This window comes from Gemmatimonas sp. (genome assembly GCF_044344655.1).
In the GTDB taxonomy this organism is placed as follows: Bacteria; Gemmatimonadota; Gemmatimonadetes; order Gemmatimonadales; family Gemmatimonadaceae; genus Gemmatimonas.
Window position 1 is genome coordinate 79,418 of record NZ_JBIJCN010000007.1, and the last position, 11,010, is coordinate 90,427.

General features: G+C 70.2%; 8 protein-coding genes and 1 pseudogene. 6 read left to right on the top strand and 3 right to left on the bottom strand.

Annotation, left to right across the window (positions count from 1 at the left end; translation table 11 throughout):
- Positions 1 to 7: 7 nt before the first annotated feature.
- Together ACIQ51_RS04130 and ACIQ51_RS04135 are read right to left on the bottom strand one after the other, a co-directional pair.
- Positions 8 to 1,798, bottom strand: coding sequence for a hypothetical protein (locus ACIQ51_RS04130; RefSeq protein ID WP_396203744.1), 1,791 nt, complete (start codon positions 1,796 to 1,798; stop codon positions 8 to 10).
- Positions 1,795 to 2,280 carry a hypothetical protein gene (locus tag ACIQ51_RS04135; RefSeq protein WP_396203745.1) on the bottom strand — a complete coding sequence of 162 codons (486 nt, stop codon included), beginning with the start codon at positions 2,278 to 2,280 and terminating at the stop codon, positions 1,795 to 1,797. Before ACIQ51_RS04135 ends, ACIQ51_RS04130 begins: the two co-directional genes overlap by 4 nt.
- A gap of 255 nt (positions 2,281 to 2,535) precedes the next feature.
- Between ACIQ51_RS04135 and ACIQ51_RS04140 the strand changes: the two genes are divergently transcribed.
- Positions 2,536 to 4,599, top strand: a complete 2,064-nt coding sequence (locus ACIQ51_RS04140; protein ID WP_396203746.1) for a glycosyltransferase — start codon at positions 2,536 to 2,538, stop codon at positions 4,597 to 4,599.
- A 55-nt stretch (positions 4,600 to 4,654) separates the two neighbouring features.
- Here ACIQ51_RS04140 and ACIQ51_RS04145 read toward each other — a convergent pair whose 3' ends face one another.
- Positions 4,655 to 4,870, bottom strand: a complete 216-nt coding sequence (locus ACIQ51_RS04145) for a hypothetical protein (RefSeq protein WP_396203747.1) — start codon at positions 4,868 to 4,870, stop codon at positions 4,655 to 4,657.
- A 208-nt stretch (positions 4,871 to 5,078) separates the two neighbouring features.
- Here ACIQ51_RS04145 and lipA point away from each other — a divergent pair, with 208 nt between their 5' ends.
- The 5 genes and pseudogenes from lipA to ACIQ51_RS04170 form a co-directional block, all read left to right on the top strand.
- Positions 5,079 to 5,966 carry a lipoyl synthase gene (gene lipA / locus ACIQ51_RS04150; RefSeq protein WP_396203748.1) on the top strand — a complete coding sequence of 296 codons (888 nt, stop codon included), beginning with the start codon at positions 5,079 to 5,081 and terminating at the stop codon, positions 5,964 to 5,966.
- 43 nt (positions 5,967 to 6,009) lie between these two features.
- Positions 6,010 to 7,041, top strand: a complete 1,032-nt coding sequence (gene pdhA / locus ACIQ51_RS04155; RefSeq protein WP_396203749.1) for a pyruvate dehydrogenase (acetyl-transferring) E1 component subunit alpha — start codon at positions 6,010 to 6,012, stop codon at positions 7,039 to 7,041.
- Positions 7,042 to 7,055: 14 nt separating this feature from the next.
- The gene (locus tag ACIQ51_RS04160; protein WP_396203750.1) at positions 7,056 to 8,036 is read left to right on the top strand and encodes a pyruvate dehydrogenase complex E1 component subunit beta; all 981 of its coding nucleotides are present in this window, start codon (positions 7,056 to 7,058) and stop codon (positions 8,034 to 8,036) included.
- A gap of 36 nt (positions 8,037 to 8,072) precedes the next feature.
- Complete coding sequence (locus tag ACIQ51_RS04165; RefSeq protein WP_396203751.1) at positions 8,073 to 9,386, top strand: pyruvate dehydrogenase complex dihydrolipoamide acetyltransferase; 1,314 nt, start codon at positions 8,073 to 8,075, stop codon at positions 9,384 to 9,386.
- 184 nt (positions 9,387 to 9,570) lie between these two features.
- Positions 9,571 to 11,010 (top strand): annotated as a pseudogene (locus ACIQ51_RS04170) (hypothetical protein); the annotation flags it as partial.

Sequence of the window (11,010 nt, forward strand, 5' to 3'; positions counted from 1 at the left end):
ACGCCCGCTACGGCCAGTTGAAGAGCGAGGTGGGCGCCGTGCGCTCCCGGCTCCGCTCCACATCACGCGTGTCGCGCCAGAACGTGCGACTGCGATCGATCCCCGTGAGGCGCACCTCGAAGCGCGCACGGGGATCTTTGCTGACCGGCACCGCGAAGTCCACGCGCCACAAGCGCCGTGAGCGCGGCGGCACGGCCGCCAGGAGCGACACGCCGACCACGCCGCGCCACGGGGTGTCGACCGTATAGGGCACGCTGCTCTCCGTCCACAGACGCCCCGCCTCCACGAAGCCGGCGAGCCCCACATCGGCCACGTTGAGGCGCGTGGGGACCACGAGACGCTGTTCGCCACGCAGCACCAGGCGACGGGCGCCCGGCTCGCGCGACTGCCGGTGCCCCAGCAGCCCGCCTTCGCGATCCGCCAGCGACAGTTGAAACGGGGCGCGCATGCGACGCCCCGTCGCCCACTCGGCCTGCAGCACCGTGGTCTGTCGCACCGCCGGCCGGAAGTACCACGCGGCACGGCCACTGCCGATCACGTTGTCCCACTGCCGGCGCGTGAGATCGTAGCGCGCTTCCGTGATCCCCTGCGCCCCGGCGAACCACTTCTCGCCACCCCAGCCGAGGTACACGTTGGTGGACAGGAAGCGATCGCGATCGACCGCCGGCCCCACCACGATCGACTGACCGAGCGAGACGCCCGCCTGCGCGCCCACCCGGATGTCCTGCGCACCGGTGAGGGCGTCGAACCCCTGCACGCGCACGAAGCGGATGGCGCGCACGCCAAGCAGCAGATTGGCGCGCAACACATTCTGACGGCGGAACAGGAGGGCCGCTTCGCCGAGCGTGTCGGGGCGCACCCCGAGTGGCGTGAGCAGGAAGGGCAACGAATCCACCCGCTCTTCCTCACGCGTGATCGAGGCGCCGATCAGCCTGAGGCGCCCGACCGGCCCCACACGCGCCAAGCCACCCACGTTGCTGAACGCCCGCCGCACGTTGACGGCATTCGTCTCGATATCGCCGCGCAGGAACTGATGCGGCTCGCGACGCCCGCCCACCGACGCCACCCAGGCGAAACGCTGCAGATCCGTGTAGAAGGGGCGCACCGCTTCGAGGTTGAGCCGCTGCCCGAACGGCTCGCGGCGCGCTTCCAGCCGCAGCTCATCGCGCTGCCCGAGGAACTGGAAGTCCGTGAACTGCACGCCCAGCACGTCGTTGTAGGCCATGCCGTTGCGCCACTCGACGACCGCCTGCTTGGCGAAGCCCGCGAGATTGGATTCGCCCAGACGCAGCCCGCGGAACTGCGGCGACGAGCCGCGCAACATCGGCTCGACCATCAGGCTGAAATCGTCGCGCGTTTCCACTTCGAGACGCACCCCGCCGTTCTCGTCATCGTACACGCGGATGCGCGCATCAACGAGATAGGGCTGCGCGCGAAGAATGCGCTCGGACTCCGCGCGTTTGATCTGGTTGCACGGTTCCCCCACCTTGAGGAAGAGGAACTGGCGCACGACATCATCCCTGGTGTTCGCGTGCGTCGCGCGCACCGCGCGCCGCACCCATTCGAGATCGCGCGGCAGCCGGTCGGTGAATGGCGGCTGGGTGATCACGACGATGTCGCTGATCGGCTGCCCGGAACAGCCGGTGACCGGCAGACGCCCCTGGCTCGACACGGGCGGGCGCACCTGTTCGACGCGCGTCTGCTGCGCCGCCAACGAGAAAGGACGCAGCGCACTGCCTATCGTGCACAGGCCGATCGTCAGTGCCGCGAGCTGCCCGCGGCGCCCGCCGCAGGTCATCGCCCCATCTGCCGCTTGAGATCGGCGAGGCGCGCCTCGGCATCGCTCTCGCGCCCCGCGCGCGCCGCGCCACGGTCCGGCGTGGACGACCGCGGGTCCATCCCTGACACCACGCGACGCAACTCGTCGCTCATGGTGTCGTACTCGCGCTCGGCCAGCGTGAGCTCCTGCTGCTGCACCATGTGCTTGCTCTCGAGCATCGCCACCCGCTCGGCGTGCTGCAGGGCAAAGCGCTCGGCGATGTCCACCGTCTCGGTGTCGCCGATGTCGGCGGCAAAGCCCTGACGACGACGGATCGTGTCGAGCTCCGCACGCTCCACCGACAGCCGGGCCTCCGTGGCGGCAACCGCGGCCCGCATCTCGTTGACCGCCAGCTTGGCGTGTACGAGCGCCTCCCGCATGCCGTGGGACAGGCGGCGACGCTCGTACGGGTCGAGGCGGGACGTGAACGTGCGCAGCGTGTCGCGGAGCTCGTCGAACATGCGGGAAAGCTAGGGCGTGACGGCGAGCCGCGCGATACGGGGCGCATGTCGTACCGGGCCCCGCGCCGCCCGTCCGGATCGGGGCGAGCCGTCCCGGCCAGCCGTCCGGGCCAGTCAGGTACGCCCGTTCCCCGACCCCGGCCTCACTTCTCCCTGTGGTGGGCCTTCCAGCCCCATACCTGTTATCTTCGGACGCAGCCTCATACGTCAGGGTTCCGCGGCACGCGTGCCGCGCTACCGGCGCCGTTCGTCCCTTTGACCGTTCCCGTGCTCTACCTCGCCATCCCCGCGCACAATGAGGTGGCCACCATCGGCGTGCTGCTCTGGCGGCTGCGTACGGTGCTGGCCGAGTTCCCGCGCGAATACGAAGTCGTGGTGTACGACGACGCGAGCACGGACGACACCGCCACGGTGGCCGAGCAGTACGAGCGCGCGATGCCCGTCTCGGTCTTGCGCGGGACGTCACGACTGGGCTACGCCGGTGCCGTCGACGCCCTGCTCCGCCACATCGCCGCGCAGACGCGCTATCCGCGTCGCGACGCCGTGTTGCTGCTGCAGGGCGACTTCACCGACCCGCCGGGCATCGTGCCCGAGTTCGCGCGTCGCTTCGAAGGGGGCGCCGACTTGGTGGTGGGGGAACGCCTCACGGTGGCCGATGCCCCCAAGGCGGTGAAGCGCCTGTTCACGTATGCGCACTGGGCCATGCGGGCGTTCGTGAAGGTCGAGGGCGTGAAGGATCTGACCGCGTCGATGCGCCTCGTGCGTATCTCGGCGCTGCGCGAAGCGATCCGGGAGGCCGGAAGCGCGCCGCTCGTGAGCGGCGACAGCTGGACCGCCAACACGGATCTGCTGCTCCGGCTCGCGCCGCACGCGCGTCGCGTGGAGTCGGTCCCCATGGAGCCGACGTTCGGTGTGCGCATGCGCGATACCCGTCGCGTGGCCCTGTCGGATACGATGGGCGCCCTCAAGTGGGCGTGGGGCGCGCGTGGCCGCCGAGCGGTGGTGGGGTCCTCCTCCACGGAGCCGGCCGGCGACGAACGCCGTCCCCGCAACGGGTCGCGCCGCCGCGACGAGCCGGAGCTGTCAGTGGAGCGGCTCCGCGAGAAGGTGCGCGATCGCGACGGCTCCAGCGGGATCGACGGCGAGCCACAGGACGCCCGTCGCCGGCGCGGCCGCGACAATGGCCGTGACGGTGGGCGTGACCAGGAGCGCGGCCGCGGGGAGCGTGGCGCCCGTACAGAGACGCGAAGCGATGCGCGAAGCGATGCGCGAAGCGATGCGCGAAGCGAGACGCGGCATGATCGGGCGGAACGCGGCGAGCGGGTGGAGCCGTCACGCGAGCCCCGTGAGGGTCGTGAGCCGCGTGACGGACGCGAAGGGCGCACGCCACGCGAGCCGCGGGAGTCTCGGGAGAAGCGCGCCCCCCGTGCTGAGCGATCGGCGGAGCGATCGGCGGAGCCGCGGTCGGGGCGTCGCCGTGGGGAGCCGCGGCCGTCGGCCGCCGACGCCGCCATGGAGCTGATCGATCCGTTCGCGGCGCCGGGCGCGCGTGATGAGCGCCGCGTGGACGCGCCGACGAGTGCGGCCGACACCCCGATGCTCGGGGAGTCGGCGGGGGATCAGCCGCTCGCCGGTGCGTTCCCTGCGAGCGAGGCGGGGATGTCCGCGCCGTCGGCCGGGCGTGAGCGGTCGCCGTATCGGAGCCCTGACGCGTCCGACGCAGAGGGCCACGACGCGGATCGTCGCGACGAGGGGATGGACGACGGCGACGATGGTGAGGAGACGGGCGCCGAGTCTGGCGGCGACGGTGAGGACGGGGGCGTGGACGCCGACGGGACCCCGCGGAAGCGCCGCCGCAACCGTCGCAGTCGCCGTGGCCGTCGCCGGAAGGGCGCGCGCGGAGAGGATGGCGCGGAGAACGGCGCGGAGAACGGCGCGGAGAACGGCGCGGAGGATGGCGGCGCGTCTGGCGAGGCAGCTGACGGCGCCGATTCGCCCGACGACCGTGGTGCCGGGGCCGAGGGAGCAGCGCCTCGGGCGCGACGCGAGCGCGTGCGCTTCACCCCCGGCGACCATATCGACGGCGAGCCGGTGCGCGTGTCCGGTCAGGATGACGCGGACGATGACGGCGCTGGCGACGACGCTGGGGACGACACCGGGGACGACACCGGGGACGACGAGATGGGCGGTGTGGAGAGCATGAGCGACAGCGCCGCTCGTCCCCGCCGCCGCGGGCGCCGTGGACGCCGTGGGGGCGCCCGCCGCTCGCGCGGGCGGAAGGATCAGGGCGAGGCCGGCGACGCGCCGGCGGCGGAGTAAGCGGCGGAGTAAGCGGCGGGCTGCGCCAGCGCCGGTCAGCCCCCGCCTGCTCCTCTTAGCCCCGGATGGCCCGCTCGATGCGCGCCGCGGTGGCCGGGCTTACCACCCGGAGCACCAGGTAGACCACCGCGCCCAGCATCAGGACCCGGAACGCCAGCCCCACCAGCCAGAAGAGCAAGCTCACCAGCGGCCCCAGCAGCCCGAAGACGAGCTTGAGCGCCACCAGCCCCAGCAGGGCCACAATGCCAACGGTAAACAGGGTGCGGAGCACAGGTTGCCTCGACTCGGAAAAAGGGTCGCTCCCCCTACGAACGCCTCGGCCTGAGGTTTCATCCCGAGGGAAAACCCGGCTATTTTAGGTTAGGGGGTTACGCTGGTTTGCGCGAATCGTGCACAGGGCTACCTTCCCCTGTTCACGTCCCGGAGCCACCGCCCGGGCAACACCGTGCCGGATTATGGCTGAGCAGCTGGTTCAAATCATGGGGCGACACCGCCGCGACCCGCTCCCCGAGCGGAAACCGTCGTGGCTCAAGGTCAAGGCGCCCGGCGGCGACAACTACATCCGCCTCAAGCACATGATGAAGGAGCTCAACCTCCATTCCGTGTGCGAAGAAGCGCATTGTCCCAACATCGGCGAGTGCTGGCAGCACGGCACCGCCACCTTCATGATCCTCGGCAGCGTCTGCACCCGCAACTGCGCCTACTGCGCCGTCGCCCACGGACGCCCCCCCGAGTACGACATCGAAGAGCCCAACCGCGTGGGCGAAGCCATCGCCCGCATGCAGCTCCGCCACGCCGTCATCACCTCCGTCGACCGCGACGACCTCCCGGACTTCGGCGCCTACATCTTCGCCGAAACCATCCGGCAGATCCACACGCGCCTCCCGGAGTGCAGCGTGGAAGTCCTCGTCCCCGACTTCCAGGGTAACGAAGACGCCATCCGCGCCGTCCTCGAGGCCCGGCCGGAGATCTACAACCACAACACCGAAACGGTGCCGCGCCTCTTCAAGAAGGCGCGCCCGGGCGGACGCTACGAGCGCGTGCTGGAGATCTTCCGCATCGCCAAGCGCATCGCCCCCGATATCCCCACCAAGACCGGCATCATTCTCGGGCTCGGGGAAACCAACGAAGAAGTCGTCGAAGTCATGAAGGATCTCCGCCGCGTCAACGTGGACATCCTCACCCTTGGCCAGTACCTCCGCCCCTCCGACGCCCACATCGAACTCGATCGGTACGTCACTCCGGAGGAGTTCCGCTGGTTCTACGACACCGGCATGGCCATGGGCTTCAAGCACGTTGAAAGTGGTCCGCTGGTCCGCTCGAGTTACCACGCCTGGGAACAGGTCCAGGCCGCGTCGCTCGCCTGACGCGCTCAGAACTCCCCACCCGACACTCCCCACTGTCGTTCTGATGCCTCCCAAGAAGAAATCTGACGCGAAATCCGACCACCAGGTGACCGTGAAGCCGGACCACACCGCTGCGCTGAACCGCGAGCTGCTGTACTCGATGCTCCTCCAGCGCCGTTTCGAAGAGCGTTGCGCCGAGATGTACGCGATCGGGCGCATCGGCGGCTTCTGCCACCTCTATATCGGACAGGAAGCCGTCTCCACCGGCATCATCTCGCTGCTCCGGCCCGACGACTACATCATCACCACCTACCGTGACCACGGACAGGCACTCGCGCGCGGCATGACCCCGCGCGCCGTCATGTCCGAACTCTTCGGCCGCCAGGACGGCTGCGCGAAGGGCAAGGGTGGCTCGATGCACATGTTCGACAAGCAGCTCGGCTTCCTCGGCGGGCACGGCATCGTGGGTGGCCACGTCCCCATCGCCGCCGGCGTGGGCTTCGCCATCCGCTACCGCGGCGGCGATCAGGTGATCGCCTGCTTCATGGGCGAGTCGGTGGTCAACACCGGGGCCTTCCACGAGGCGCTTAACATGGCCGCGCTCTGGAAGCTCCCCTGCGTGTTCATCATCGAGAACAACCGGTATGGCATGGGCACCGCACTCGAGCGCGCCTCGTCGATCCACGACATCTACAAGCGCGGCGCGTCGTACGACATGCCGCGTGACGTGGTGGACGGCCAAGACGTCCTCGCCGTCCGCAAGGCCATGACGGAAGCGATCGACCGCGCCCGCAAGGAGAGCATGCCCACGCTGCTCGAAGTGCGCACCTACCGCTTCATGGGCCACTCCATGTCCGACGCGGTCAGCGGCACCTACCGCACCAAGGAAGAACTCGAGCAGTACCTCAAGCGCGACCCCATCGCGCTGCACCGCCAGCGCATGGAAGAGGCGGGCGAGATCAGCGCCGCCGAAGTGACCGCGATGGACGAAGAGATCAAGAAGCTCGTGCAGGACAGCATCGACTTCGCTGAAGCCAGCCCGGAGTTGCCCCTCGAGGCGCTCATGGAAGACATCCTCGTCGAAACCACGAGCTGAGAGCGCACGCAACCATGGCCATCATCACGTACCGCGACGCCCTCAATCAGGCGCTCCGCGAAGAAATGCACCGCGACGACCGCGTCTTCCTCATGGGTGAGGAGGTCGCCGTGTATCAGGGCGCCTACAAGGTGTCGAAGGGACTGCTGCAGGAGTTCGGCGAGATGCGCGTGGTCGACACGCCCATCACCGAACTCGGATTCGCCGGTGTGGGCGTGGGCGCCGCCATGTGCGGCCTCCGCCCGATCATCGAGTTCATGACCTGGAACTTTGCGCTGCTCGCGATCGACCAGGTGGTCAACGTGGCCGCCAAGATGCTGTACATGTCGGGCGGCCAGTTCCCCATGCCGATGGTGTTCCGCGGCCCCAACGGCGCGGCGCTGCAGCTTGCGGCGCAGCACTCGCAGGCGTTCGAGTCGTGGCTCGCCCACATCCCCGGCCTCAAGGTGGTCGCGCCGGGCACGCCGTACGACGCCAAGGGGCTGCTGAAGGCCGCCATCCGCGACGACAACCCGGTGTGCTTCCTCGAAGGCGAGATGCTGTACAACACGAAGGGCGAAGTGCCCGACGAGGACTACGTGATCCCGCTCGGCAAGGCCGACCTCAAGCGCGAAGGCGATCACTGCACGCTCATCACGCACGGCAAGATGGTGCTGGTGGCCATGCAGGCCGCCGATCAGCTCGCGAAGGAAGGGATCCGCTGCGACGTGGTGGACCTCCGCACGATCCGCCCCATGGACGTGGACGCGATCGCCGAGTCGGTGCGCAAGACGAATCGCGCCGTGGTGGTGGAAGAAGGGTGGGAGCTGTGCGGCGTGGGCGCGCAGGTGGTGGACTACGTGCAGCGCTACTGCTTCGATCACCTCGATGCGCCGGTCCTCCGCGTGCATCAGGCGGACGCTCCCATGCCGTACACGAAGAGCCTCGAGAAGGCCGCCAAGCCCGACGTCCCCAAGACGATCGCGGCGGTGAAGCAGGTTCTCTACATCGACTGACCAGGCGATCCCTCAAGGCGACCACAAGGCATTCACATGGCGACGAAAGTAATGATGGAGGCGCTCTCTCCGACGATGGAGGAAGGGCGCCTGGTGAAGTGGACGAAGAACGTAGGCGACGCGGTGAAGAGCGGCGACACGCTCGCGGAAGTCGAAACCGACAAGGCGATCATGGAACTCGTCGCGCGCGGCGACGGCATCCTGCGCGCGCGCCTGATCGACGAAGGGCAGACCAGCACGGTCGGCGTGACGATCGGCGTGATCGCCGCAGCCGACGAGGACATCTCGGCCTTCACCGGCGGTGCGGCCCCAGCCAGCGCACCGGCCAACACGCCCGCCGCGGCGCCAGCCGATGTGCCGGCCCCGACGCAATCGACGCCACCCGCCGAAGCGCACGCGCCTGCGGCAGCAGCAACGGCAGCAGCAACGGCAGCGGCAGCGGCAGCGGCAGCGGCAGCGGCAGCGCCGAGTGGCCCGGTGCGATCGTCGCCGCTCGCGCGTCGCATTGCCGCCGAGAAGGGGCTCACGCTCGCCGGCATTCAGGGCAGCGGCCCCGGTGGCCGCGTGATCAAGCGCGACATCGAGCAGGCGGCGGCCAGCGCCCCCGCACCGCGCCTCGGTGCGGCCGTGCCGACCAGTCCCGCGCCGACCACGATCGAGATCGAAGGCGCCTACCGGGACGTGCCGCTCACGCAGATGCGCAAGACCATCGCGCGGCGCCTCGGCGAGTCGATCGGCCCCATCCCCACCTTCTTCCTCACGTCGGAGATCGACATGACGAATGTGGGCAAGCTGCGCGAGCAGATGGTGGCCGCCGGCGACGCGTTCAAGGTGTCGGTCAACGACATCGTCATTAAGGCGGTCGCGATCGCGCTCACGCGGCACCCGGAAGTGAACGCGCACTGGATGGGCGAGAGCATCCGGTACTTCAGCGCGGCCCACGTGGGCATGGCCGTCGCCACCGACGACGGCCTCATCGTGCCGGTCATCCGCGACGCGCACCTCAAGGGCCTGGGGGCGATCGGCAAGGAAGCGCGCGACCTCGCGAAGAAGGCGCGCGAGCGCAAGCTCACGCCGGCCGAGTACAGCGGCGGCACGTTCAGCGTGTCGAACCTCGGCATGTTCGGCATCGATCAGTTTACGGCGATCATCAATCCGCCCGAAGCGGCGATCCTCGCCGTGGGCGCCACGGAAACGAAGCCCGTGTGGGAGAACGGCCAGTTCGTGCCGCGCCAGAAGATGCGCGTGACGATGAGCTGCGATCACCGCATCATCGACGGCGCCGTGGGCGCGAAATTCCTGCAGACGCTGCGGCAGCTGCTGGAAGCCCCGATGATGATGTTGTTCTAAGCGGTCACAGCTACCCGCGCCCCCCCAACACCACGCCCCGAGGGAGACCTCGGGGCGTGGTGTGTTTCAGGCCCGCCGCGCCGACCCGCCGGCGGAGGCGCCGACGCATGAACGGCCGTACATCTGAACGACATTCCCTGTCGGGAACTCGGCGGGCTCGGGCGTGTTATCTTTCGCACTTCCCATGACGGCACACTCTTCCACGCGGCGGCGGTTTCCCCGTGGGCTGCTGGCCGCGTTCGTCGGGTGCCTCGCTGCGGTCGGCGCCTGCGCTGGCGGCGATGCCGGCTCGCCCACGTCGCCTGGCCGTCCGGCGCCCGTACCGCCCGGCATCGTGACCGTGGCCAGCAGCGGCGTGCCCGCCGGTGCCAGCGCCGACCTGCTCATCACCGGGGCCTCGGCCGGCGCCAGCTTTTCGCGCAACGCCGCCGACGGCACCAATTGGAACGACGTGCCCCCCGGCCGCTACACGGTGACCGTGCGCCCCATCCGCACCCCGCTCGGCACGTGGGTGGGGGTGCCCCCCTCGTTCGAGGTGACCGTGGCCTCCGGCCTGCCCCTGCAGGTCGCAGCCGCCTACCGGCCTGCCCCGTCGGCGATGGCGGTGACCGTGAGCGGGCTGCCCGCCAATACCGGCGCCGCGATCAGTGTCACGGCGCCCGGGGCCACGCCCACCGCTGTCCCCCAGAGTGCGGTGCTGGCGGCCGCGCCGGTTTCGGGGCAGCCCACCGAGCTCGAACGGTGGGCGTTCCGCGCCGGTCCCGTGACCGCGGAGGGCGCGCGCTTCGCGCCCTCGCGCACCACGCTCGACACCGCCGTGAGCTTCGGCGACACCGCCCGCGTGGCCGTGCAGTACACCGTGGCCACCGGCAGCCTGGCCGTGGCCGTCACGGGGCTCCCCGCCGGACTGGCGGGCCAGGTGAAGGTGCTGGGCCCCGGGACCGACAGCACCGCCCGCCCCGTCACCGCCACCACCACGCTCACCGGGCTCGAGCCCGGGCGCTACCGCGTGATCAGCAGCGCCGTGGGCCGGAACGGCGTGACGTTCAGACCCGCAACCGACACGCTGACGGTCGAGGTGCTGGCCTCCCTCACCGCCAGCCCCGCGCCCGTGCTGTACGTGGCCCAGGTGGGGCGGCTGGTGCTGCAGGCCACCGGGCTCCCCGACGGCACCAGTCCGTCACTGCGCCTCGTGGGTCAGGGGATCGACCGCGTCTTCACCAGCGGCGGCACGGTGGACTCGCTGCCCGTGGGGCCCTACACCGTGAGCGCCGCCACCGTGCTGGTGGGCCCCGATCGCTTCGCCCCCAGCCCGGCGTCGACCGCGTTCAGCCTGACCACCGGCGGCAGCGTGTCGGCCGCGTTCACCTACGCGCTGGCCTCGGGGTCGCTCACCGTGACGCTCACCGGGCTCCCCGTCGGCTTGGCCGGCGATGTGCGCCTGACCGGCCCCAACGGCTACGCACGTACGATCGGCGCCACCGAGACCATCCGCGGCCTCGACCCCGGGCGCTACACCCTCGCGCCGCGCGTGGTACGCAACGCCACCGAGGCGTTCGGCGTGCCGGGCGGCGCCGGCACCACGACCGGGACCACCACCGTCGACGTCACCGCCGGCACCACC

Excerpts from the sequence above, each read along its gene's own strand:
- ACIQ51_RS04165 (WP_396203751.1), top strand. The coding sequence starts at position 8,073 with ATGGCGACGAAAGTAATGATGGAGGCGCTCTCTCCGACGATGGAGGAA.
- ACIQ51_RS04130 (WP_396203744.1), bottom strand. The coding sequence starts at position 1,798 with ATGACCTGCGGCGGGCGCCGCGGGCAGCTCGCGGCACTGACGATCGGC.
- ACIQ51_RS04160 (WP_396203750.1), top strand. The coding sequence starts at position 7,056 with ATGGCCATCATCACGTACCGCGACGCCCTCAATCAGGCGCTCCGCGAA.
- pdhA (WP_396203749.1), top strand. The coding sequence starts at position 6,010 with ATGCCTCCCAAGAAGAAATCTGACGCGAAATCCGACCACCAGGTGACC.
- lipA (WP_396203748.1), top strand. The coding sequence starts at position 5,079 with ATGGGGCGACACCGCCGCGACCCGCTCCCCGAGCGGAAACCGTCGTGG.
- ACIQ51_RS04135 (WP_396203745.1), bottom strand. The coding sequence starts at position 2,280 with ATGTTCGACGAGCTCCGCGACACGCTGCGCACGTTCACGTCCCGCCTC.